Annotated in this window: 18 protein-coding genes, 1 tRNA gene and 4 pseudogenes; 12 read left to right on the top strand and 11 right to left on the bottom strand. The window is 68.6% G+C overall.

Going from position 1 to position 23,970, the window contains the following annotated elements; all coding sequences use genetic code 11:
- Positions 1 to 29: 29 nt before the first annotated feature.
- The 9 genes from MF672_RS09540 to MF672_RS09500 all read right to left on the bottom strand — a co-directional run bounded on the left by MF672_RS09540 (position 30) and on the right by MF672_RS09500 (position 10,866).
- A complete protein-coding gene (locus tag MF672_RS09540; RefSeq protein ID WP_242373363.1) occupies positions 30 to 1,013 on the bottom strand; it encodes a C40 family peptidase in 984 nt (327 codons plus the stop codon).
- A complete protein-coding gene (locus MF672_RS09535) occupies positions 1,013 to 1,930 on the bottom strand; it encodes a replication-relaxation family protein (protein WP_242373362.1) in 918 nt (305 codons plus the stop codon). Before MF672_RS09535 ends, MF672_RS09540 begins: the two co-directional genes overlap by 1 nt.
- Positions 1,927 to 4,242, bottom strand: a complete 2,316-nt coding sequence (locus MF672_RS09530; RefSeq protein ID WP_242373361.1) for a type IV secretory system conjugative DNA transfer family protein — start codon at positions 4,240 to 4,242, stop codon at positions 1,927 to 1,929. Before MF672_RS09530 ends, MF672_RS09535 begins: the two co-directional genes overlap by 4 nt.
- Before the next feature lie 35 nt (positions 4,243 to 4,277).
- Complete coding sequence (locus tag MF672_RS09525; RefSeq protein ID WP_242373360.1) at positions 4,278 to 5,999, bottom strand: VirB4 family type IV secretion system protein; 1,722 nt, start codon at positions 5,997 to 5,999, stop codon at positions 4,278 to 4,280.
- On the bottom strand, positions 5,996 to 6,973 hold the full coding sequence (locus MF672_RS09520; protein ID WP_242373359.1) for a PrgI family protein: 978 nt from the start codon (positions 6,971 to 6,973) through the stop codon (positions 5,996 to 5,998). Before MF672_RS09520 ends, MF672_RS09525 begins: the two co-directional genes overlap by 4 nt.
- Positions 6,957 to 8,543, bottom strand: a complete 1,587-nt coding sequence (locus tag MF672_RS09515; RefSeq protein WP_242373358.1) for a TrbL/VirB6 family protein — start codon at positions 8,541 to 8,543, stop codon at positions 6,957 to 6,959. Before MF672_RS09515 ends, MF672_RS09520 begins: the two co-directional genes overlap by 17 nt.
- A gap of 1 nt (position 8,544) precedes the next feature.
- The gene (locus MF672_RS09510; protein ID WP_242373357.1) at positions 8,545 to 8,853 is read right to left on the bottom strand and encodes a pilin; all 309 of its coding nucleotides are present in this window, start codon (positions 8,851 to 8,853) and stop codon (positions 8,545 to 8,547) included.
- A 265-nt stretch (positions 8,854 to 9,118) separates the two neighbouring features.
- Positions 9,119 to 9,898, bottom strand: a complete 780-nt coding sequence (locus MF672_RS09505) for a sigma-70 RNA polymerase sigma factor region 4 domain-containing protein (protein ID WP_242373356.1) — start codon at positions 9,896 to 9,898, stop codon at positions 9,119 to 9,121.
- Positions 9,899 to 10,488: 590 nt separating this feature from the next.
- Positions 10,489 to 10,866 (bottom strand): hypothetical protein, encoded by a 378-nt coding sequence (locus MF672_RS09500; RefSeq protein WP_242373355.1) that lies wholly within the window; start codon positions 10,864 to 10,866, stop codon positions 10,489 to 10,491.
- Between the two features lie 95 nt (positions 10,867 to 10,961).
- Between MF672_RS09500 and MF672_RS09495 the strand changes: the two genes are divergently transcribed.
- The 7 genes and pseudogenes from MF672_RS09495 (at position 10,962) to MF672_RS09465 (ending at position 16,800) form a co-directional block, all read left to right on the top strand.
- Complete coding sequence (locus MF672_RS09495) at positions 10,962 to 11,201, top strand: hypothetical protein (protein WP_242373354.1); 240 nt, start codon at positions 10,962 to 10,964, stop codon at positions 11,199 to 11,201.
- A gap of 174 nt (positions 11,202 to 11,375) precedes the next feature.
- Positions 11,376 to 11,839: pseudogene (locus MF672_RS09490) on the top strand (IS5 family transposase); the annotation flags it as partial.
- A gap of 248 nt (positions 11,840 to 12,087) precedes the next feature.
- A pseudogene (locus MF672_RS09485) lies at positions 12,088 to 12,928 on the top strand (IS5 family transposase).
- A 115-nt stretch (positions 12,929 to 13,043) separates the two neighbouring features.
- A complete protein-coding gene (locus tag MF672_RS09480) occupies positions 13,044 to 13,913 on the top strand; it encodes a DNA methyltransferase (protein ID WP_242373353.1) in 870 nt (289 codons plus the stop codon).
- Positions 13,910 to 14,764 carry a TRM11 family SAM-dependent methyltransferase gene (locus MF672_RS09475; protein WP_242373352.1) on the top strand — a complete coding sequence of 285 codons (855 nt, stop codon included), beginning with the start codon at positions 13,910 to 13,912 and terminating at the stop codon, positions 14,762 to 14,764. The genes MF672_RS09480 and MF672_RS09475 overlap by 4 nt, the downstream gene beginning before the upstream one ends.
- A 228-nt stretch (positions 14,765 to 14,992) precedes the next feature.
- Positions 14,993 to 15,142, top strand: coding sequence for a hypothetical protein (locus tag MF672_RS09470; protein WP_242373351.1), 150 nt, complete (start codon positions 14,993 to 14,995; stop codon positions 15,140 to 15,142).
- Complete coding sequence (locus tag MF672_RS09465) at positions 15,139 to 16,800, top strand: recombinase family protein (RefSeq protein WP_242373350.1); 1,662 nt, start codon at positions 15,139 to 15,141, stop codon at positions 16,798 to 16,800. The genes MF672_RS09470 and MF672_RS09465 overlap by 4 nt, the downstream gene beginning before the upstream one ends.
- On the opposite strand, the gene MF672_RS09460 is transcribed toward MF672_RS09465, so the two are convergent.
- Positions 16,782 to 16,867: transfer RNA gene (locus MF672_RS09460), tRNA-Leu, on the bottom strand. The two genes, MF672_RS09465 and MF672_RS09460, sit on opposite strands and share 19 nt — an antisense overlap.
- Positions 16,868 to 17,266: 399 nt before the next feature.
- Here MF672_RS09460 and MF672_RS09455 point away from each other — a divergent pair.
- The 4 genes and pseudogenes from MF672_RS09455 to MF672_RS09445 all read left to right on the top strand — a co-directional run bounded on the left by MF672_RS09455 (position 17,267) and on the right by MF672_RS09445 (position 20,620).
- Positions 17,267 to 17,827 (top strand): hypothetical protein, encoded by a 561-nt coding sequence (locus MF672_RS09455; protein WP_242373349.1) that lies wholly within the window; start codon positions 17,267 to 17,269, stop codon positions 17,825 to 17,827.
- Positions 17,828 to 18,081: 254 nt separating this feature from the next.
- A pseudogene (locus tag MF672_RS52070) lies at positions 18,082 to 18,705 on the top strand (chaplin family protein); the annotation flags it as partial.
- A gap of 376 nt (positions 18,706 to 19,081) precedes the next feature.
- Positions 19,082 to 19,162 (top strand): annotated as a pseudogene (locus MF672_RS51305) (chaplin family protein); the annotation flags it as partial.
- On the top strand, positions 19,163 to 20,620 hold the full coding sequence (locus tag MF672_RS09445; protein ID WP_302893287.1) for a chaplin family protein: 1,458 nt from the start codon (positions 19,163 to 19,165) through the stop codon (positions 20,618 to 20,620). It abuts the pseudogene before it with no gap.
- Positions 20,621 to 20,877: 257 nt separating this feature from the next.
- Here MF672_RS09445 and MF672_RS09440 read toward each other — a convergent pair whose 3' ends face one another.
- A complete protein-coding gene (locus MF672_RS09440; RefSeq protein WP_055508738.1) occupies positions 20,878 to 21,063 on the bottom strand; it encodes a DUF5703 family protein in 186 nt (61 codons plus the stop codon).
- 189 nt (positions 21,064 to 21,252) lie between these two features.
- On the opposite strand from MF672_RS09440, the gene topA reads away from it, so the two are divergent.
- Positions 21,253 to 23,961, top strand: a complete 2,709-nt coding sequence (gene topA / locus MF672_RS09435; protein ID WP_242373347.1) for a type I DNA topoisomerase — start codon at positions 21,253 to 21,255, stop codon at positions 23,959 to 23,961.
- Positions 23,962 to 23,970 lie beyond the last annotated feature (9 nt).

Below are 23,970 nucleotides of genomic sequence, written 5' to 3'. Positions count from 1 at the left end.
GGCCACGGCTGACACGCCCGCCCTCATTCCTAGCCGTACGGCCCGGACTTAGTGATGCTCATCGGCCGGGCGTAACCGACGATGTCCTGGCGATCGGTGTAGCTGCTGACACGGATGCGCTCGCCGGTGCGTGGGGCTTCGATCATGCGGTCTCCGTCCAGCACGAGGCCGACGTGCCCGGGATGGTCGGGGCCCCCGTCGGCCCCTTGGAAGAACACGAGGTCTCCAGGCAGCTGCTCGCCGGGCCGAACGTGGGGGAGAGCATGCCACTGTTCCGTCGTCGTGCGCGGCAGAGCTGTTCCGGCCTGGTGCCAGGCATAGCGGGTGAGGCCGGAGCAATCGAAGCCGACCATGTTCGCGCCCTGCTCGATCCCTCGGGTAGGGCCGTCGAGGCCACCGCCGCCGTACGAGTAGGGGGTGCCGAGCCACCGGGATGCTGCTGCTATCGCCGTCGCGCTGTGCCCGGTTCCATTGATTGCCAGTGGCGTGCAGGCAGGGTCTGCGGTGGCTGTGGCGTAGGACTCGGCCAGACGTAGGACCTTGACGACGTAAGCAGGATCGTGGTTGTAGCGCAGGAGAGCCTGTTCCAGGTTGGCTCGGGCGCCATTGCGGCGCAGGTGATCGGCTGCGGCCGGGATTGCGTCGGCCGGGTCGTAGATGTCCTTGCGTCCGTCGGCGTTACCGTCAACCCCGTAGGAGTGCCAGGTGGTTGGCATGAACTGCATCGGTCCGGCCGCTCCGGCGTGGTTGGTGCCGTTGAGGATTCCAGGTCCGGTGCCTCGGCCGTGGTCGGATTCGGCCTCGCCGACCGCTGCCAGGACGGTCCAAGGGATGCCATAGCGAGCTTCGGCCTGCTGGTAGAGATCGAGGTAGAGGGGCGGGATGTCGGTGGGCACGGACGTACCACAGGAAGCGTTTGGAGCGTCATAACCCGGTAGCGCGGTCGCGAGCACGCTGAGAAACACGGCGATCAGGGCGAAGGCCCCGATCGCCGTGGCGGTGATGACCGGCATTACGCGATGACGCAGTTGGGGTCAGCGGCATCTACCTGGCCCCACGCGCTCCGCAGGCCGATCAGACGGCGGCGGGGACCGGCTGAGCCGGTTGGCAGCCATACGGGTCCAGCGGGGCCGTCAGGGGCTGTAGCGGGAGTGTGGACGGCCGTGGCGACGGGCACGCTGGAGGCCGTCAGGAGCTTACGGAAGTTGGCCTCCCGCGTGGGATTCGGAAGCCAGAAGAGAACGGGCGTCGTGATTCCGGTTGCTTCGGCGAGGGCGGCGTACCCGTCGAGCTTGGCCAGGACGCGGGACAGCGGCTCGGTACCGGTGTCGTGTTCAAGGAAGAAGTCGATCGTGTCCGGTTTGCCGGTCGGGCTGGACTCGCTCCAGCGGCCGAAGGCGTCCGGACGGGCGAGATCACCCCATAGGGCGGCGCATCGGCGTTCAGGCCACCATTCGGCCACCTCGGATCCGTCAGCTCGACGGTGGGCCGTGGCGTGAAGTTGAGCGAAGAACTCGTTCACGCCTACCTGGTGCGTCAGCCGAGATGAGAAGGCGATCGCGCCGGCCGAATCGGGACGGTAGCGGAGCTCAGCCGGAGTGATGCCGCGCTGGGCGGCCAAGTGATGAGCACCGGTGGTGCCGAGAATCCAGTGCCAGGGGCGGCTCCCGGTAGGGGCCCAGGGACGGAAGCGGTCCAGGGCACGTAGCTCGTAGAGGTCCAGGAGGCGGTGACGGGCCCGGTGGACGCTTGGGAAGAAGATCGCGGCGAGTTGGTCGGTGGTGAGGACGCGGTGCTCCCAGACGGCGTCGAGGATCTCGGCATCCCGTGGCGTCAGGCGTTCGGCGATGTCGGCGATCAGAGCCTGACCAACTCGGGCGCGGTGATGCCGGGAAGGAAGCAGACGGCGAGGCGCGTTGGGTCGAGTCATTGGGTGCCCTCCTCATGGGCTCGACGTGGATCGGTCGGGATGCGGACCTTCGGCTTGCTCGCGGCAGCGGTCTCGGAGCGGGCATACACCGCACGCGAAGCGGCCCGGACGGCTTCTTGACGACCGGGCACGGGATCGGGGAGGGGACGGGTTCGGAAGGTGAACGCCGGTGACGGCCCTCCTCTGCCGGTGATGACTCGTCCAGCGGCCTGGTAAGCGCCCAGGTGGGACAGGTCGTGTGCCGTGAGTACGGGGCCGACGTGGCGGGCGAGGTCGTGGGCGTCTTCCGGAGACGTGGTGAAGTAGACCTTGTTGCGAGCATCGGCGGAAACGGCCTCGCGGAGGTCCTTGGGTAGCTGAGACAGATGCTGGTGGGCGAGGGTGAGCGAGAAGCGGTAGGCGCGGGCCTCGGCCAGAAGATCGCTGACCGAGATGGGCATGTTGAGGAAGTTCTGGGCCTCGTCGATGTATGCGGCGGCGTCTCGGCGTTCGTGCTCCGGCAGGCGAACCCGAGGAGTGATGGCTTGCCAGGTATGGGCGAGAAGAAGCGAGCCGAAGAGACGGGCGGCATCTTCGCCGAGGACGCCCTTCGGGAGGCGGGCGAGGATCAATCCGCCGGTGTCCAGGATGCGGGCCAGGTCGAACGTGGAGGTTCCTCCGGAGAGCGCGTCCCGGACGAACGGGCGCAACAGGACGGCCCGAAGCTTGTTCATGACGGGACTGATCACCGAGGCGCGGGCGGCGGGGGACAACTCGTCATACGCGGACCAGAAACCTCGCAGCAACTCGTCGTCGAGCCGGCCGACGATCCGGGCGCGGAACGGGGTGTCTGTGAGGAGCTTGGGCACGTCGGCGAGGGTCGCGCGATCACGCTGAATCCGTACGAGTGTGAGGCAGGCCGAGCGCATGAGGTCGTCCAGGCGCGGTCCCCAGGACGAGGCGAAGCACCGATGGAAGATCGTGACGATCGAGTCGACCGCGAACGCCGGGTCCGGCCCGGCCAAGACGTTGAAGCACGGTGGCTTGCCCGACTCGGCCGGGTCGAACAGGACGGTCCGCTTGATGGCGCGTTCGGGGAGGCGATCGAGGACGTCGTCGATCAGATCCCCCTTGGGATCGATGACGAGGGCTCCTCGGCCGGCGTGGGCATCGGAAAGGATGAGATTGGCCAGGAAGGTGGACTTGCCGACACCGGTCTGGCCGAGGACATGCAGATGCTGGCGCGCCGAGGCCACCGTGACCCCTACCGGGCGCGGATGGCCGGTCTCGGCATCGCCCAGGACCCGGACATCATGACCGTACGTAGGGATGTCGGGCGCTGGTGGGATGGGGCGCGCTCCGGCTCGGGCGATGCCTGGAGCGGCTTGGTCGTAGGGCAGGTGAGCGAGTGCGGCCAGCTCGTCGACGGCCAGGAGGTAACCGGAGTTCATACGCCGACGTCTCATGCGGCCAGGGAGATCTGGTCCACGTAGGCGCCGGAGGTATTGGTGGCCGGAGGCGTACAGCGCGAAGGTGGCTGCGATCTCATGGGCGCGACCACGTAGACGCTCCCGGGCGTCGGGTCGGTCACTCGTGACGATGTAGGAGATCTGGACGGCGAAGCGTGACTGGCTCGCCTTGGCGAGGATGGCGTGGATCTCCTCGGCGCGCTCGGGAAACATGCGGGACAGTTCGCCGGGCCGGGCGCGATTGAGGCCGCCCGGCGTGATGACGTCGAACAAGTCGGCGCGAAGGCTGCTGGACCTGCCGTTCCTCAGCGCGGAGGCGGCGCGGTGAGCGGCCGACAGCCGCCGCCCTGTCACAGGACGGACCAATATTTGGACTGCAGCGTGCTCACCTTGGCGCAGCCCCGACAAAGCCCCGAGAAGCGCACGCAACGGGTCGTTGCCATGCGTCGCCGTGAGCGGGTAGTGATCCGGCCGAGCCAGGATCATCCGACCACGCGAAGTCGTGACACCTCGCGGTGTAGGAGGTCCGGCGGGGCTGGTGGTCACCGCCGCGCCGGGCCAGGCCGACCGGATTGCCTTCTCCACCAGCCCAGGCGGTACGAGACCTGGCACCCACAACTGCACTCGAACGCCGGCAGCATCGGCCACGTACTCCCAGGCGAGGTGAGGCTGGCCGAACAGGACGCGCTTCCAGCGTGGCGCGGTCAGCCCCATCACCTGCGACCACCAGGCAGCAGCGCTGCCGGGCTCGACGTGCGGCGGCACTGCGATCTCGACCAACCGAGCGTTACGGGCGAAGCGCGCGTTGCGCCACCGCCAGACGATGGCTTCGGCCACGACGAGAGCGACGACACCACCGATCACGGCTCCGCAGAGGGACGGATCCGGAAGGTAGGGAATCACTCGGCCGGGTCCGTGGTGGCGAGCGCGTGCTCAGACGCACTGGCGACAGCGACGAAGGCGGCACGATCTCCAACGCCCCCGCAGACCAGGCCCTCTCCCTGGCCGGCCGACAGCAGGAAGCGCCGTTCTCCTTCGGTGAGATCGAAAGCCTCGGCGATCTCCTCGATGGCCTGCGGAGCCTGCCGCAGCAGGACCTGCGTACTGGCATTGGAGACGACGGCCTTGCCGAGGTCGGAGCCGAGCAGGTCAGAAGCGTCCTGGGTGACGACGGCGAGGCCAGCCCAGTGCTTGCGGGCGGACTTGGCGAGCCGGTAGAGGAACCTCGCGCCCTCGTTCTCGCGCATGAGGGTCCATGCCTCGTCGACCACGACCAGGCGGCGTCGCCGGTCAGCGGGATTGGAGACACGCCGCCAGATCGCGTCGAGTGCCAGGAGCATGCCGACCGGTCGGGTCTCCTCAGGCAGGTCCCGCAGGGAGAACACGATCAGGTGGCCGTCCGGGCGGGTGGTTGTCGGACCGGCGAACAAGCTCCGGTAGGAACCGGACACGTACGGGGCGAGCCGTGCGGCCAACTCGGACGCTTCGGGCGCGTCGGTGGCGTCCAGCATCGTGGCCAGATCGGCGAGCAGTGGCGCAGGACGCTTCCATGTGTGCTGGTCGGAGGTGATGCCGTTGGCGGCGTAAGTGGCGATCACCGCCTTGTCCAGGATGGCCTTCGTCGCGGCGGTGAGTGGTTCGCCCAGCATGGTTCCGACAAGGGTTTGGAGAAACATCGCGCGCCGGTCGAGCGCGTCGTCCTCGGCGGAGGCGGGCAGATCGAAGGGGTTGAAGCAGACACCCGGCGTACCGAGACCGAGGATGGTTCCTCCGACGGCCTCCGACAGGCGGCGGTATTCGTCTTCGGGGTCGACGACGCATACCTCGACCTGGTGAAACAGCAGCCGCAGCACCTCCAACTTGGTGAAGTACGACTTGCCCGCCCCCGACCGGGCGATCGTCACGGAGTTGTAGTTGTCGTGGGCGAACCGGTCCCACAGCACGACACCGGAGGAGTAGGCGTTCAGCCCGAACAGCACCGGCGCATCGCCGAGCCGGGGTCGCAGATCCGGTGAGGCGAACGGGAAGGCCGCAGCGAGCGCCCATGTATCGAAGGTCCGGCGCGTCTTCAGCGTGTCGGTTCCGAGCGGAAGCGTTGCCGTCCAGCCCTGCATCGCCCGGAACGTCGTCGGGTGCGCGTCGAGCAGCAGCGAGGCCGCCAGCGCCTTGACGTGCTGGACCTCCGCGTCCAGCTCTTCGGAGTCTGCGGCGTGTACGGTGAGATAGAGGCCGACCCGGAACAGACGCCCGTGTCCCCGGGCGAGGGATGCGGCCAGCTCTGCGGCGTCGTCGGCCGCCGCCTCGGCCGCGAAGTCCGGTGTCCGGGCACCCGCGGAGGCGGACTCCAGACGTGCGAGCTGGCGGCGCAGACGCTGAGCCGCGATCAGCGGAGGTACGGGCTCGATGTGCAGAGACACGTCGAGGTGACCTGGATAGCCGATCAGCGGTTCGAGCCAGCCCGCGCCGACCTCGCGGGGGTACCCGGCGATCGCGAACGACGCGCAGACTCCGTCGGGAAACTCGACCGAGCGGGCATTGATCTTCAACGATGACGGACCGGGCAGAGCGGCGGTGGCCTTGGCCAGGTCCGCGGTTGCCTTGGCGAGTCGAGCGAATCTCATCGAGTCTCTTCTCCAAGCGTGATCGGCTCCTCGGGGCGGGCGACTCCGACCGGTTCCGGATGACGAGGCGACAGCGACCGCACGAGCAAGTCGCGAGCCTGATCGGCATCCACGATCGAGGCGTGAACACCGAGACCGAGCAGGAAACGCACGGTCTCCTCCGCGCGGCGAGTCACGATGGCCGCCGAACTGTCCCGACGAGCCGTACGCCGGGCCCTTCGCGCCCACCCGGGTGGTTGCTCGGCGTCTTGGTGGCGAACGACGATCAGGACATCGCGGGTCAGCAGATCTCGGGTGGCGCTCAAATCGGTGAGGAACTCGGCGTGCCGGCGTGCCGCCTGCTCCAGCGCTGGATCGGCCAGATTCCCGGCCTCGTCGTCGATCACTCCGGCGAGGGCGGACAGGTCGACCGGGCGGGCCTGCAAAAGGATCTGCACGGGCGAGTCCAGCGAGTTCAGCCACCCGGCGAACACCCCGACCAACGCCGCCTGCTCCTCGCTGGTCCGCAGCCCGAACGCCACGGTCCCGGCACGGACGACCGCCGCGGTTCCACCTTCGGCCAGTTCCAGGACTCCGTCCTCACGAATCGCCCGGACAGGGAGCCGTAGCGCACCCGGCAGCCGACCTCGAACTCGGCACCAGGCCGGAGGCGGGAGAACCCCTTCCTCTGCTGAGACGAGCTTGCGATCCCGCCGTAGGTGGGTGAAGGCGTGGAAGACGAGCCGATCGAGACTGAGCCCGTCTCGCCTGCCGAGCGCCAGTGCGCATCCGCAGGCGATCATCGGCAGGACGATCGCGACGAGCACCGGGACGGGCAACCGGTCACCGGCCATGAGGTACACCCAGGCAGCCAGCACCCCGGTACCGGCCAGAATCGCCACTTGCCGAACTGTCAGATTCGCGAAGAGCTTGTCCGGCATCTCCACATCGGCCGGAATCTTGGCTACCAGCTGTTCTCTACTTGCGTGGCGCACGACGTGCTGCCTTTCCCTGTGAACGAGGCGTTAGGAGCCGCAGCGCGACTTGTGCAGGGCGGCGCGATGAACGACGAACCGTGGGCGACTCGAACGGGACGGCACCGTTCGGCGGCCGATCGCGACGGACGACAGGCCGGTGAAGCCGTACCGGCTGCGGCTGTGGGGGATCGACGGGGGCCAGGGGGTTTCCCACGCCGTTTCCTGGCCCGTGGGGACGCGCTGGGCGTCCACCCGGGGACGAACGATGAACCCCCGTGCTACCGCCGCCAGGGCGGCCGCTGGCGGCCATCCCCGGCGGCCGACGCGGGGCGCGCGGCCTCCCCGTACGGGGCCCACCCGCGTTCGGCCCCCGCCTACCGGGACCACCACCCGGACCCCCACCAGGGGGACCACTGGGCCCACCTCCGCCGCCGTTGGGAGGAGAAGGGGGCTTCGGGGGCTTGGGACGACGCGCCGCGCGAGCGGCACTGAACCCCTTGCCGAGCAGCATGCCCAGCCCGCGATAGACGATCAGGGACTTGACCAGACGCGAGAGCGTTCGGGGCTTGCTCGCCTGCCAGATGGTCCGCGCCACCCATCCCGGGATCTTGAGCAGGACGAACAGCAGGCATATGGCCATGAGCAGATCGGTCATGTCCGCCGTGCTCGGGATCCAGAACGAGTCGTCGTCAGCCGGGTTGGCGGAGAACATCAGTTGCAGCGCGGCGACCAGCACGAGCGACTGGCACATCTGAATCGCCAGCAGTCCCGTGAACGCCCGCCACCACAGCCGGGCGAGCCCCTCCGTCATCGGCAGTGCATGCAAGATCAACGCAAGGGGCGCGGCCACGATCACGACCATCGTGAGCGCGAGGCGGACGATGTAGGTGGACAGCACACCTACCGCCAGGACGACCACCACGAGCGCCACGATCGCGAAGAAGACGCCTTTGAGGATGATCCCCGTGAGAACCGCCTTTTTGATCGCATCGAACACGAGCTCCGGATCGATTCGATCGGCCCCGTCGGCCAGGAACGCCTGACTCAGCCCGTTCGCCAGAGTGATCGCGTACTTGATCGCGATCAGGCTCAGGTTCGCGGCCAGGAACGCCCACACGAGCCGTGGCAGTAGTTCCCGCGCCGAGATCCCACCAGGCAGTGCCTGCCCGACCATGAGCATCACGCCCGCGATCGTCACGAGCAGCACGAAGCACGTGTTCGCTATCGTCCGCGACAGCTCCCAGAGCTGCTTGGCTCGCGCCATCTGAGGGGAGTCCAGCTCCGGCGTCGCCAGCACGGTCGATCCGAGCATCTCGAACACCGGTTTGGTCGCCGACTCCACGAGATGTGTGAACCACTCGTCCACCGCCTGACGCGTCTTGCACGCCACATCGATGAAGCCGCAGTCCGACTCCGGTGGGCTGACCGTAGAAGGCGCCGGGCTGAGCGTGGCAGAAGGAGTGGGAGTCGGCGCGGGTGTGGGAGGCGCGGCGACCGCGGGCCCGCTGAGCAGCGCCGAGCTGAGTGCCGCGCCGACCGCCAGCAGGGCGATTAGCCCGAACGCTCTGAGGCGGGTGAGGGCCGCCACGTCAGGAGCCCACAATCCGCTGAAGGATTTCCACCATGACCGGGGCGAGCATCGCCACCCCGAACCCGAGCGCCCCGTAGCGCAGCGTCTTCTTAGCCGCCTCGACCTCTGCGGGATCTCCGCCGGCCAGGATGTAGCGGACTCCGCCGATGGTGAAGAACAGTGTGGCCAGGCCGACGAGCAGGCCGATCACCACGTTGCGCAGGTTGGTGATGACCTGATCGAGCGAGGCGGAGGCCAGCTTGGTCATCGCCTCGGCGCCTCCCGGCACGGTCAGCGCGGCGCCCAGGCAACCGGCTGTCCAGACCAACGACGCGGCACCTCGCCGGATCCAGCTCGTACCTGCTGGAACCCGGATAACGAACAATGGACATGGCTGAGACGACTTCATAAAATGGCTCCCCCAGACGAGAGGTCCTGAACGGATAGCCAGCCGTGATCACGAGCCCGGAGCGGGCCGGGATGGGTGTCCTCCTTCAAAGGACGAGGGACGATGAACTCGATGGGAACGGGCAACCGCCCCCCAGATCTCCGCCCCGAGCCGTGATCACGGCTGACATTGATGAACCACCGACTCAGCCCCCGGAATTGGAGCCCTGCCCGTCGTAGCTGACCGAGACTTGACCCTCCTCGATCGCCCTTGCCAGCCGTGTCTCCGCTGCTCGCCGCCGCTTGTACAGCCGATCCGCCGGCACCCCCAAGCGCCCTGCGCACGCCCGCAACGCCTGGCCCTCCAACCGTGTCGCGTTGATCAGCTTCGCTTCGTCCGCGGTGATGACACGACACCGGACAGCCTCGGCGAGCACCATGAACGGCTCCGTGTCCAGGACCACCTGCTCGGGCGTCTCGGCGCAGACCTCGACGGAGGCGAGCTCACGCGCCCGAACCTGGAGCGCGCCCTTCCGCGCCCACATCAGCAGCCGAGGCAGTATGTTCGGCCGATCGAGATCGATCCGGCAAAGCTGCGCGACGAAGTTCGTCACCATCTCCGAGACGATGTCGTCGACCACATGGGCAGGGCAGCCCTGCGTGGTCCTCGCGGCAAGGTTCTTCAGCCCTGGCATCGCCATCCCCACGCACCCGATGACCCACGCCGGACCGTCGGATCGTGAACGCCGTACAAGATGCGCCCAGACGGCGTCCTTCAGCTCGTCGTCGGCCTGAGGCGTGAGCAGAAGGTTCTTCAGTTCACCGAGATGGATTGGCCGCCGAGGTAGCCCACGACCGATGGAACGGCCATCTACCGAGAGCGGATTCGGATCGGTGACCAGGAAGCGGAACGCCCTGTCCGCCGCGCTGAGAGCGTTCTGACTGAAGCTCTTCGAGGCTGTTGTGTCCTGCAGATCGACCGTCATGGTGTCCCCCGTGGGTTGGGTCGGATTGGTCGATCCAGGTCTCGACAACCGGATGGGAAGAACCCGAAGCGCCAGGAGCAGAAGCGCGGACACCATGAACCGCCGCGGGAGCTCCTATCAGGCTTCTGAACAGCGGAAATGGCAAGGCATCGAGAATGCGCTCATGGGTCTCGCCAAGCTGGCCAAGTCGTATCTGACCTGCTGGTATCCGCTCTCCTGAGGAGGCTCATGGAAGATCGGGTCAAGCCGTCGCGCCCTTGACGGAGCGGGCGAACGAGCGGTCTATCGCTCGCCATGCACCATGGCCTGCCAGGCTTTCAACTCTGTACCGAAGCCGAGCTTCCTGAGAGGTTTACGAGGGGCTACCGGTTCACGGTGCTGCTCGTCGACATGCCGATCTACCCCCACTGTCTCCAGCACCGGTTCGGCGAAGCCGGGGGTCGTGGCCCACACGTGATCAAATTCGAGTTGAGGCTGACCCAGTTGCAGACCGCAAGATGATCCACAATTACGGACACGATGGAGCCGGAGTCACACTTTCCTGTGGTCGCGCTCATCAGATTCGCAGCATGATCTGAAGCCGTGGCCGGCTACTTCTCACGGGGTTCCCACCGGAAGATGCTGTACGGTGGCCCGGCACAGAAGAGTAGATGGTCGCTCAGCCAATCGAGCACCTCAAGCGGAAGCTTGTACGGGGCCGATAGGAGGACCTTGGCGAGGTGGTCGACGGGCGGAGTGCTCGGCGGCATCTCAGCAAGAGCTCGTTCGCTCCTTTCACTCCCATGCCACGCTGGATGGCTCGGATCGGCCAGCAGGATCCCGATGCGCTCGACGATGACGCGCCAGCCGGGCATACCCTTGTGCTCCAAGCCGAATCCGAGAGCTCGGTTCACCAGGTACGCCTCAAGCGGGTCGTCCACACACGTGTGACGGACGAGACCCATCAGCGCATTGGTGCGATCCTTCACATGCCGCGCGTAGGCCCCCAGGTGACCGTGGCCGAGTTCCTTGAGCGTCTTTGCCTCGATGGTGTCCCCGCCCAGGGCCGCGTGCGATCCAGCAGGTGCCGCTCGAAATCGATGAGAGCGAACGCTCGCTCCTCTTCCTGCAGAGTTGCGACAGCCCGATCGTGGAGTGCGGTCGACTCGGCGAACATCGCAGCATCGTCCGGGCCCCGTCGGCTGGCATGCATGTCCTCGACGGGACTGTTGCGCCACACCTCGATCACCAACCCGACCGCCATGGCGTTGAGGATGGCATCGGCTCCGACGATCCCGGCCTCCTCACACCGATCGCGGTGTAGCTCATGGAGGTCGGTCAAGAGGCGGCAGTTGCCGGAAGCGCCCTGGCATGACGGTGTGGGGCCTGCTACGGAGCTCACTCAAGAAGGGTACGAGAGCGCACCCTGCTTCCAGGGATGTTCGCCAGAATTGTCCTTCCGAGCGCAGGGTAGGAGCCGGTTCAGCGTCCGGGCAGCCAAGGGGGGAACTCATTAGGTTCAAATCCTGTCGATCGCGGCAAGAACGGGTCGAAAATCCACCTCATCGCCGAACGAACCGGCCTGTCCATCTCCATCGCGATCAGTGCCGCCAACACGCACGGCAGCCTGGCGTTGGAACCGCCGATCCGGAGCGTCCCGCCGATCCGCTCTCACCGCGGACCCCGACGCCGCCGGCCTGCCAAGCTCCATGGCGACAAGGGCTACGACTACCCGCACCTGCGCGCTTTCCTGCGCAGCCGCGGCATCGTCCCGCGTATCGCACGCCGAGGGGTCGAGTCCAGCCAACGGTTGGGCCGCCATCGCTGGGTCGTTGAGCGGACGGTCTCCTGGCTAGCCGGCTGCGGACGCCTACACCGCCGCTACGAAGCCGGGCAGATCACTTCGCCTCCTTCGTCGCCATCGCTGCGGCCCTCATTTGCTCCCGCCGACTCACCAAATGAGACGACGTCTAAGTGGGCGTTTAGGCCCTATTGGTGCCGTATAGCGAGTTTTGCTCCGCGGGCGCGGCTGCCGGTTTCCTGCACGTTTCGACCCCGCTGAAGCCGAATCGGTGATTTCGGCGCAGGCGATACGTCCGTCTGACACCAGAAGATCCTGTCTCATCCCAATACGCGGTGCTTCGCCCACGTTTGATCGACGGCCGCACAGCCGTCTGGCCGGCCACTCCGCGCGGCAGTACGCCGAAGACATGACCGAACCGCGACCCTATCCCAGCGATCTGTCCGACGCCCGCTGGGCGCTCGTCGAGCCCGTGCTGACCGCCTGGCGCAGCCAACGCCGCGCCGGCGCCCTGGACATCGGCCGGCCGCCCGAACACGACCTGCGCACCATCCTCGATGCGATCCTCTACGTCAACCGCACCGGCATCCCCTGGCGCTACCTGCCGCACGAGTACCCGCCCTGGCAGACCGCCTATGCCTACTTCCGCGACTGGCAAAAGGACGGCATCTTCGAGCAGCTCACCAGCCTGCTGCGCCGCCACGTACGCACCGCCGCCGGACGGGATCCCGACCCGAGCGCGTGCGTGATCGACGCCCAGAGCGTCAAAACCTCCGCCAACGTCCCGGCCACCGGCCAGGGCTACGACGCCGGCAAGAAGATCGCCGGACGCAAACGCAGCATCGTCACCGACACCCTCGGCCTGCTCCTGGCCGTGCTGGTCACCGCCGCCGGCATCTCCGACAGCGCCGCCGGCCTGCCACTGCTGACCCAGGTCGCCGCAGCTCAGCCTGCCCCTGGCCAAGGCCTGGGCCGACAGCGCCTACCGCACCACCGTCATCGAGGGCGCCGCCGCCCTGGGCATCGACGTCGAAGTCGTCCGCCGTGACCCGGCGACCAGGGGATTCACCCCGCTGCCGCGGCGTTGGGTGGCCGAGCGCACCCTCGGCTGGCTGATGCTGCGCCGCCGCCTGGTCCGCGACTACGAAGCCCGTCCCGACCGCTCCGAAGCCATGATCCACATCGCCATGATCGACCTCATGACCCGCCGCCTCACCGGCGAAAACACCCCCACCTGGCGCGGCACCTGAACCCGGGATCAGACAGGACCAAACGCCCACTAAGGAGGCGCGAAGGGTTCCAACTGGCGCCGATCATCTGGTGTTTCAGTACATGGGAACGGGTGACCGTCGCGGGTCACCGTAGATGAGCAAGAAGCAAGAACCGCGGCCGAGAGGCTCGCGGGCTGCCGAAAGGCGGCTGGTGCCGCTCTCGGTGTGGCTGTGTTCTGACACCACGACCGAAACGGCCAGGGCCAAGGACGGCCCGTGTGCGGGCGAAGCAATATGCGGCCGGCATCGTCAGACTGTGGGGCGGGAACTGGCGCGGCATTTGATCGACGCCTGCACCCGCCCGGGCGGGGTCGTCGCGGATGTCTTCACGACGAGCGAGACCGTGCTCGTCGCAGCGGCGGAGATGGGGCGGTTGGGGATCGGTTTCGTTCCGCGTCTCCCGGTCGCTCAGCACCTGGTCGGTCGCCTTCGGCAGGGACTCACAGCGGAGCAGCGGGCGGCGGTTCGGCTGCGTCCACACGGGCCGCATGAGATGCGGGAGGCGCTGTCCGGCTTCGAGGGCAAGGTCGACCTGCTGATCGCAGCTCTTCCGCTCCATCCCGAGGTCGGATGGGCAGTCGGCTCAAAATCGACGTCATGTCCTTCGTGCAGGACGGAGCAGCCTACGCTGGCGATGCCACAGCTCGGTCGGTTCCTGGAGGATGCACGGCGTGCTCTCACGCCGGGCGGACACCTGGCAGTGATCACGACAGCGCGCCACGAGCGGGGCAGGCTCATAGATTTGGCTCCGGGGATCATCCGGCGCGCGGCTGCCGTGGGGCTTGCCTACGTGCAGCACGTCATCGCAGTACGTGTGCCCGTTGAGGGCGACACGCTAGTTGTTCAGGCTGGCCCGGCGGAGCTGGCGCAGCTTCGCCGGGCTCAGTCCGCGGAGTTGCCGCCGGTGGTGTCGGTGCATGCGGACGTGTGTCTGTTCGCTCGTCCCGGCGGAGGTGCTCGATGAGCGAGAGCGTGCTGCCGTCGGTACTTGCTACAGGGCAGCTGCAGTCGCGGGTGCAGCGGCGCGGCCGATATGTCGCCGATTCGATGAGGCATCCGGGCAAGATGCTCCCGTCGATCGCCTCACAGGTCATCTCCGCGTTTACCGAACCGGGGGACCTGGTGGTGGATCCGATGTGCGGAATCGGGACCACCTTGGTCGAGGCGGTGCATCTGGGGCGGCACGCTGCGGGGATGGAGTACGAGGCTGACTTCGCCGGCCTCACTGCCGCCAACGTTCAGCACGCCCGCTCTCAGGGCGCCACTGGATTCGCCCGGGTGGCCTGTGGGGATGCGCGGAACATCGCAACGGTGTTCGGGGACCTTCAGGGCATGGCGGCGCTGGTGCTGACCTCTCCGCCCTACGGGGTGCGGACGCACGGTCATGTCCGGTGCGGAAGCCGGGAAGGCGGCGGGCCGGTGCAGAAGTCGAACCACCGGTACTCCACAGACAAGCGCAATCTCGCCCACCAGCGGTTGCCCCAGCTGATGGAGGGCTTCGGGCAGATTCTCGCTCGGTGCGGGCAGCTGCTGAGGCCTGGTGGAGTCGTCGCGATCACGGTTCGGCCGATCCGGGTGAACGGACACCTTGTCGATCTTCCTGGGCAGGTCATCGAGACCGCAGAGGCGGCCGGCCTGGTGCTCACGCACCGCCTGGCGGCGTTGCTGTGTGGGCTCCGGGATGGCCGGCTGATCAACCGAGCATCGTTCTTCCAGATGCTGGAGGCGTGGAGGAACGAAGAGAAGGGGCGGCCGGTGTGTGCCGTGGCGCACGAGGACCTTCTCATTCTCCGCACAGGGGATGGTCGGGGATGAGGGCGACCTTCTACGGCGGCAGGGACTGCGGCGAGCGATGCCTGGACTCGTTGTCCACAGGTTGTGTATGGCCGTCAGCGGCTCGAGGGGCGGGGGTTCGTGTCCAGGCGGTGATTGACATCGGTTGTCGAGGCGAGCGGTCATGTAGGGCCGCCGGGGCGGTCGGGCCCGTAGGGCCCAAATCGGTCGCCGGTGGGCGCGGGAACTCGTTCCGAGCCGGGGCGGGGCGTGAACGGCGCGGGTAGCGGGCTGCGGTTGGTCGTGCCGGGGGAGGAGCTCAGGCTCACCCCCGGCGCGGCGGGCGTAGTGCTCCGGATCCTGCTCAAGGCCGTCGCCCGCGTGAAGCAGCCGCACACCGTGAAGGAGCAGGAGAAATGACGATCAGGTTCGGCTTCTACGGCCGGGTGTCGACAGAGGACAACCAGGACCCGGAGGCGTCGCGGGCCTGGCAGCTGCATCGGGCGCGGGCGCTGATCGAGTCGCGGGGCGGCGAGATCGTCGCCGAGTTCTTCGACGTCGACAAGTCCCGCTCGATCCCCTGGCAGCTCCGGCCGCACGCGGCGGCGCTGATCGAGGAGTTGAAAGACGCGCGTCGAGGCTTCGACGCAGTGGTGATCGGGGAGCCGCAGCGGGCGTTCTACGGCAACCAGTACAGCCTCACGTTCCCGTTGTTCGAGCACTTCGGGGTACCGCTGTGGGTGCCTGAGGTCGGCGGGCCCATCGATCCCGCCAACGAGGCCCACGACATGATCATGGGCGTCTTCGGCGGTCTGTCGAAGGGCGAGCGGAACCGTATCAAGATCCGGGTACGAGCCGCGATGGCGGCGATCACAGCGACCGAGGGCAGGTTTCTCGGTGGGCGTCCGCCGTACGGGTACACGCTCCAGGATGCTGGTCCGCACCCGAACCCCGGTAAGGCGGCCGATGGGCGGAGGCTGCGGCGGCTGTTGCCCGATCCGGTCACCTCACGGGTGGTGCGGTGGATCTACAGCGAGTTCCTCAAGGGGCGCGGCTATCTGGACATCGCCGAGGATCTGACCCTGCAGGGCATCTTGTCGCCCTCCGCTAGTGACCCGGAGCGGAACAAGCATCGGGATCAGCGGGCGTGGTCGAAGTACGCCGTCCGGGTGATCCTCACCAATCCGCGCTACACCGGCCACCAGGTGTGGAACAAGCAGCGCAAGGACGAGATTCTCCTGGATGTGGAGAACGTCGCGCTGGGGACGACCACAAAACAGCGGTGGAACACCAAGGACAAGTGGATCTGGTCGGAGCACCCTGTCCATGACGCGATCGTGAGTGTTGAGGAGTATCAACGCGTTCAGGAGGTTCTCGCCACGCGTGCCAGGGGCACGTTCAGTCAGCGACCCCACCCCACGCGGCGTCCCTACGCCTTCCGGGGCGTGCTGTTCTGTGGGTACTGCGAGCGCCGTATGCAGGGCAACTGGAACAATCGGCAGGCTTACTATCGGTGCCGCTTCCCCGCTCAGTACGCCATCGTCAACGACCTCGACCACCCTAAGGTCGTCTACCTGCGGGAGTCGGAAATCCTGGATGAGGTCGACGGCTGGCTCGGGACTGCGTTCGGGCCCAACAGGCTGGAACAGACGATCGCGGCGATGGCCGAGCAGGCGATCGACCCTAATGAGGCGGCGGCCCTGATCGACCTGCGCAAACGCCTGTCGCGGTGCGACCGCAAGCTCAGCCAGTACCGCTCCGCGCTCGACGCGGGAGGCGACCCTACCGAGATCTCCTTGTGGATCAACGAGACGAAGAGCGAACGCGCGCGCCTAGAGGGCGAACTGAAGGCGGTTCCGGTCGCCCAGCCCATCAGCGTCGCGGAGATCAGGTCGATGATCGAGGAGGTCGGCGACTTGGTGCGGCTCGTCGGACAGGCTGATCCCGACGACAAGGCCGAGCTCTACACGCAGCTGGGGCTAAAGCTCACGTACTACCCGGAAAAGCAATATGTGGAGGCCCGGATCGAACCGGAGCCCCCACATGTGCGTGCGGTGTGTGTCCGAGGGGGGACTTGAACCCCCATGCCCATCACTGGGCACTAGCACCTCAAGCTAGCGCGTCTGCCTATTCCGCCACCCGGACTTGGTGCCTGCACGCGAGACCGTCATCTCGCGTCGGCTCCGTAAGGTTAGCAAACTCTGGGGAGTGCGTCATACCAAGTATCGGGCCAGTCTTCGGATGGTCTTCGGCAGGGCCGGATGGGGCGGGCGGGAGACCGTGATGGGGAGCGCGTGGGACGGGGCCTGAGGGATTGCGGGGGTTGGGCGGGATGTGTCCGATGGGGACTTGGTGAATTGCTGGGTCTCCGGTGAAAAGCTCTTGCGGCGACCTTGAGTACTGCTACGGTTACGGACCGTTGAGGGGTGAGTCCACGACCGGCCTCACGACCTGTGAGGCCGGTTCTGGAGTTCGGGAGGTCACGTGACAGGCACGGCGATGCAGCGGCTGAGGGAGATGTCCCTCGCTGCTTGCCGTGTGCGCGTGACCGCGATCCCGGGACAGAACGCGATCGCCGACCGGGACGACCGGATGGCGCGGTTCGCGGCCGGTGCCCGTCGGCTCGTCGTGCGAGCGGTTCACATCGGCGCCGTCATGGCCGCCGGGTGGCTGCTCGCTGTTCTGTTCGGCATGCTCACCGCCGCTCCGGCGGCCGCGGACTCCACCGCGGCGACGGGTGCGAAGGCGGCGACAGGAGCCTCCGCGGACGCGGAGGCCGGCTCCACCCACCTCCCCGCCCTCGTGGGCGCAGGCGGCCTCGCGGCGTCCGACAACGCCGAGGCCATGGCCGGGCGCACGGTGGCCGGGCTCAACAGCCAGCAGGATCCTGGCCTGCCATCACCTTCCACCGCCGGCAAGATCCTGGACAGCACCAATGGTCTGGTGCCCAACGGCGGTGGCAGCGGCCCGTTCGGGCCGGTTTCCGGGGACGTCGCGAGGTCGCTCTTCGACCCGCGGCCGCAGGCATGGCGCGCCCCCGTCGCGTACGTGCTGCCCCCCCTCGTCCGCACAGCGGCGGACGACCCTTCCTTCTCACCTGACTGATCCCCGCCCGGGCACCGGTCGGCCGGTTCGTCCCGAACCGATCCAGTCTCAGCACGGCCGGTCTCTCCCAAGCACCGATGACCCATGTGTCGCGGCGGAGCGTGGCCTGATCCCCTCCGCCGGCGGGTGACACGTCAGTTCTCCCGATTCGCGAATCCCGAGGTCCCGCTGTGCGTGGCCTTCGCCGTCACCACGGCCTCGGGACGTCCGCGATCCGTTCAGGTATCCCCCCAGAACCACTAGGAGCATTCATCATGCGTACGTGGGCCAAGGCATCGACCCCCGCCGCCCTTCTCGCGGTGGCGGTCATGTCGTTCGCCGGCAGCGGCACCGCTCTCGCCGACACCTCCGGCGACGCGTCCGTCCTCGGCGGCAACCAGGTCGACCTGCCCGTCAACCTGCCGATCGACATCAGCGGCAACTCGGTCGCGGCGATCGGCTCGGCGCAGGCCTCCTCGCAGGGCGGCGCGACGGTCGTCGACAGCCGCAGGAACGGCATCCCCAACAGGACCTCGGGCAACGCCTCGGTCGGCGGCGGCAACCAGGTCAACATCCCCATCAGCGCCCCGATCAACGCCTGCGGCAACGCCGTGTCGCTGATCGGCAAGTCCGACGCCGGCTGCAAGGGCGGCGCGACCGTCCGCAACCACGGCCGGGGCGGCGCGGGCGGCAACCGCACCTCCGGCAACGCCTCCGTGCTCGGCGGCAACCAGATCACCGCGCCCATCTCCGCCCCGCTGAACGTCTGCGGCAACGCGGTCGCGATCTTCGGCGACGCGACCGCGGGCTGCAAGGGCGGCTCCTCCGTGCACAACACCGGCACCGGCGCGGGCGGCAACCACACCTCGGGCGACGCGGGAGTCGGGGGCGGCAACCAGGTGGTCGCGCCGATCACCGTGCCGGTCAACATCTGCGGCAACGCGGTCGCCGCGGTCGGCCGGGCCTTCGCCGGCTGCAAGGGCGGCTCCTCCGTGCACAACGGCGGCGGCGGCGGTGGCGGCGGCGGCGCCACGTACGCGGCCGCCCGGCACATGGCCGCGCCCGGATCGTCCGGCAACGACACCGACGGGCGGTTCGGCGCGGGCAGCGGCAACCAGGTCGTGAGCCCGGTCGCCCTGCCGGTCGACGCCTGCGGCAACGCCGTCGGCAACGCGACCGCGAGCTGCACGGGCGGCGCGTCGGTCGACGACTCCCCGGCGGCGGGCGCGGCCCGCACCCGCACCGCCGCGCCAGGCGCGGGCGGCAACCACCTCGGGCGACGCCGGCGTGCTGAGCGGCAACCAGGCCATCGCGCCGGTCGCGGCCCCGGTCAACGTCTGCGGCAACGCGGCCGCGGTGATCGGGCACGCGTTCGCCGGCTGCACGGGCGGCGCCACGGTCAAGCAGGGCGGCCGGGGCGCGGGCGGCAACCGCACCTCGGGCGACGCGGGCGTCGGGTCGGGCAACCAGGCGGTCGCGCCGATCGCGGCCCCGATCGACGTGTGCGGCAACGCGGCCGCGGTGCTCGGCAACGCCGTGGCCCACTGCGTCGGCGGGGCGAGCGTCGTCCCGCAGCAGGGGGCGGGCGGCAACCTGACCTCCGGCCGGGCCGGGGTGCTGGCCGGCAACCAGGCGGTGGCTCCGATCGCTGCGCCGCTGAACGTGTGCGGCAACGCCGTCGCCGTCCTGGGCGACGCCGCGGCCGGCTGCCTCGGCGGGGCCCACGTCGGGCGGACGGGGCCGGATCGTGGTGGTCTGGGGTCGTTCGCCCGGGCCACGGACAAGTTCAAGGCGGCCAACGGCGGGCTGCCGGCGCTGCCCTCGGCCCCGGCTCCCGGGGGTGCCGGGCTGCCGGTGCTGGGCGGGCTGCAGGGTGTTCCGGCGCTGAGCGGTCTGGGCGGTCTCCAGGGCATCCCGGCCCTGGGCGCGCTGCAAGGAGTGACCGGCGCGACCGGCGCCGGCGGGGCCGTGGCCGGGCCGAACGCCGTGCCCGCCGCCAAGGGGCCGAAGGGCGCCAAGGGCGCCAAGGGCGCCAAGGGCGCCGCGCAGGGGATGGGAACGGGCGTCGCCGACGGCCTCAGCGTCGCCCAGCCGGTGCAGGAGCTCGCCACGGGTCAGGGCGGTCTCGCTCAGCCGGTGCAGGAGCTCGCCACGGGTCAGGGCGGTCTCGCTCAGCCCGTTCAGGAGCTCGCGACCGGTCAGGGCGGTCTCGCTCAGCCCGTTCAGGAGCTCGCCACGGGCGAGGGCGGCCTCGCGGCCCCCGTCCAGGGGCTGACCTCGGGCCAGAGCGTCACCCAGCCCGTCCAGGACCTCGCCAACGGCGGCCTCGCCAACCGCCTGCAGCGCGGCACCGGCGGCGCCTCCTCGATCCCGCTGGTCGAGGACGCCTCCCGCACCTTCGGCCTGCCGCAGCTCCCCGAGCTGCCCGGCCTGCCCGCCGACGCCCAGCCCCCGGTCGCGCCGGTCAAGGTCACGCCCGGCAGGTTCGCGATGTCCGGCCACGGTGACCGCCACGGCCGGGGCAACGCCGGCGTCCCCGGCGTCAACGGGCGCGTCCCGTCCGCTCCGGCCCGTCCGTCCTCGCCGCTCAGTCCCGCGACCGACCTGGTCGGCTCCACGCCGGTCGGCGGCGCGGTGGGCTCGGTCACCCACGGCCTGCCCGTCGGCGACATCGGCCTGATGAGCGCCGCGCAGCCCGCCGGCGTCGTCGGGATGAACAGCGGCTCGCTGCTGGCCCTGGCGCTCGGTGCGATGTTCGCGGCCTCGGCGGCGCTGTTCGCCACGGCCCGCCGGGTGCGGTTCGGCCGCAAGTGAGCCAGGAGACAGGTAAGGACTCGGCCGCAAGCTAGGGATGCGGTCAGACCGTAAGTAAGGCAATCGCAGAGATCTTCCGCACGACGACTGCCGCCCACACTCCGTGAGCGGACAGCAGGAGACGCTTTGCCCGTTCCGGGGGCGCGGCCCGGGGCGGGCAAAGCCATGTCCACGGCCGGCGCCTGGCAAGGCCGGAGCAGGCCGGCGGCAGGTGGGCGGCAGGCCGGTGGCAGGCCGGTGGCAGGCCGGTGGCAGGGTCAGAGCGTGCTGCGTACGCGCATGACCTTGCGGCGCAGCCGCACGTGGCGGCTGCCGTCGGGGTGGACGCGGACGCGCGCGAGCTCCCACTGACCGTACTCTGCGTGTTCGGTCAGCAGTTGACGTGCTGCTTCGCGAGTGAGGTCGCGCGGAATGAAGATATCCATGTAGGAGTAGTCGAGCACAACGATTAGTCTCCAGGGTGAGTCAGGGCGCCATGCCGCTCGATGGGCCTTATTCTGCGTGCTTGTGGGTGGACCCGGAAGGTAGTGGGTAGCCCGGGGGAAGGAAATTTCCGCGAGTCGGGTTACCTTTCAGTCTGTGCCGACTCCCGGCAGGGGGATTTGCAAGCGAACAGTGAGGTAGGAAGCAGCGTGCCAGCCAAGAACGGCAGCACCGGCGGAACACGCCTGGTGATCGTCGAGTCGCCCGCCAAGGCGAAGACGATCAAGGATTACCTCGGTGCTGGCTACATGGTCGAGTCCAGCATCGGACACATCCGCGATCTGCCGGAGAAGGCCGAGGACATCCCCGAGAAGTTCAAGGGCGCGCCGTGGGCGCGGCTGGGGGTCAATGTCGAGCACGACTTCGAGCCTCTGTACGTGGTCAATCCTGACAAGAGAGCGCAGGTCAACAAGCTGCGCCAGCTTCTTAAGGACGCCGACGAACTCTACCTCGCGACCGACGAGGACCGTGAGGGCGAGGCGATCGCCTGGCACCTGCGCGAGGTGCTGAAGCCCAAGGTGCCCGTGCACCGCATGGTCTTCCACGAGATCACGCCGCAGGCCATCCGCGACGCGGTCTCCAACCCCCGCGACCTCAACCTGCGCCTGGTCGACGCCCAGGAGACCCGCCGCATCCTCGACCGGCTCTACGGCTACGAGGTCAGCCCCGTGCTGTGGAAGAAGGTCAAGCCGCGGCTGTCCGCCGGGCGGGTGCAGTCGGTGGCGACGCGGCTGGTCGTGGAGCGTGAGCGCGAGCGCATGGCGTTCACCTCTGCCCACTACTGGGACCTTCAGGCGTTGTTCGACACCGGCCGGTCCGAGGAGCGGCCGCGCGACTTCACCGCGACGCTGACCGGCGTCGACGGCAGGCGGGTGGCGCAGGGCCGCGACTTCGCCAGCACCGGGCAGCTCAAGACGGCCGACGTGCTGCACCTGTCGGAGCAGGCGGCGGGCGAGCTGGCCGGGCGGCTGCGCGGGGCGTCGTTCACGGTCAGGTCCGTGGAGCGCAAGCCGTACACGCGCAAGCCGTACGCGCCGTTCCGGACGACCACGTTGCAGCAGGAGGCCAGCCGCAAGCTGGGCTTCTCCGCCAAGTACACGATGCAGGTGGCGCAGCGGCTCTACGAGAACGGCTTCATCACCTACATGCGTACCGACAGCATCACGCTGTCGGAGACGGCGGTCGCGGCCGCGCGGGCCCAGGCCATCCGCCTGTACGGCGCCGAGTACGTGCCCGACAAGCCGCGCGTCTACAGCAGCAAGGTCAAGAACGCCCAGGAGGCCCACGAGGCCATCCGCCCGTCGGGCGAGGAGTTCCGCACGCCCGGCGAGACCGGGCTGAGCGGCGACATGTTCCGGCTGTACGAGCTGATCTGGCAGCGCACGGTCTCGTCCCAGATGAAGGACGCGGTCGGCGAGTCGATCAGCGTCAAGGTCGGCGGCACGTCCGCGACCGGCGAGAACGTCGAGTTCAGCGCCTCCGGCCGGACGATCACCTTCTACGGCTTCCTCAAGGCCTACGTCGAGGGCCACGACGACCCGTCGAGCGACCGCGACGACGCCGAGAAGCGCCTGCCCAACCTCGCCGAGGGCGACGCGCTCAGCGTGACCAGGCTCGACGTGGCCGGCCACGCCACCAAGCCGCCGGCCCGCTACACCGAGGCGTCGCTGGTCAAGGAGCTGGAGGACCGCGAGATCGGGCGGCCCTCGACGTACGCCTCGATCATCGGCACCATCCTCGACCGCGGCTACGTGTTCAAGAAGGGCACGGCGCTGGTGCCGTCGTTCCTGGCGTTCGCCGTGGTCAACCTGCTGGAGCAGCACTTCGGCAACCTCGTCGACTACGACTTCACCGCCGACATGGAGAAGGTGCTCGACGACATCGCCAACGACCGGGCCGAGCGGGTGCCCGAGCTGCAGCGCTTCTACTACGGGGCCGACGGCGACGAGGGCCTGAAGGAGATGGTCACCGACCTCGGCGACATCGACGCCAGGGAGATCAGCTCCTTCCCGATCAAGGGCACGGACATCGTCCTGCGGGTCGGGCGTTACGGCCCGTACCTGGACAGGAACGGCGCGCGGGTCAACGTGCCCGAGGACATGACGCCCGACGAGCTGACCGCGGAGAAGGCCGAGGAGCTGTTCTCGCGCCCGACCGGCGACCGCGAGCTGGGGCGCGACCCGGTGAGCGGGCACGTCATCGTGGCCAAGGACGGGCGCTACGGGCCGTACGTGACCGAGATCCTGCCCGAGCCGGCCGAGGACGAGGCGCCGAAGAAGCGCACCCGCAAGGCCGACGCGCCGAAGCCGCGGACGAGCTCGCTGTTCAAGACCATGTCGCTGGACACCATCACTCTCGACGACGCGCTCAGGCTCCTGTCGATCCCCAGGGTCGTGGGCGAGCTGGAGGGCGAGGAGGTGGTGGCGCACAACGGCAAGTTCGGCCCGTACCTGAAGAAGGGCACCGACTCGCGCTCGCTGGCCGCCGAGGAGGACCTGCTGACCGTCACCATCGACCAGGCCAAGGAGCTGTTCGCGCAGCCCAAGCAGCGCGGGCGGCGGGCCGCGGCGGCGGCGCCGCTGCGCGAGCTGGGCGACGACCCGGTCTCGAAGAAGCCGGTGGTAGTCAAGGAGGGGCGGTTCGGGCCGTACGTGACCGACGGCGAGACCAACGCCTCCCTGCGCAAGGGCGACACCGTCGAGGACATCACCATCGAGCGGGCCGCCGAGCTGCTGGCCGAGCGGCGGGAGCGGGCGCCCGCGCCGAAGAAGACCACGCGCAAGGCGCCGGCGAAGAAGACCACGACGGCGGCCAAGAAGCCCGCTACGGCGGCGAAGAAGCCGGCGGCCAAATCGTAAGTAGCATCA

The organism is Actinomadura luzonensis, assembly GCF_022664455.2.
GTDB lineage: Bacteria > Actinomycetota > Actinomycetes > Streptosporangiales > Streptosporangiaceae > Nonomuraea > Nonomuraea luzonensis.
Note: the sequence above shows the minus strand (reverse complement) of the source record. Positions and strands in the feature narration are given on the sequence as shown.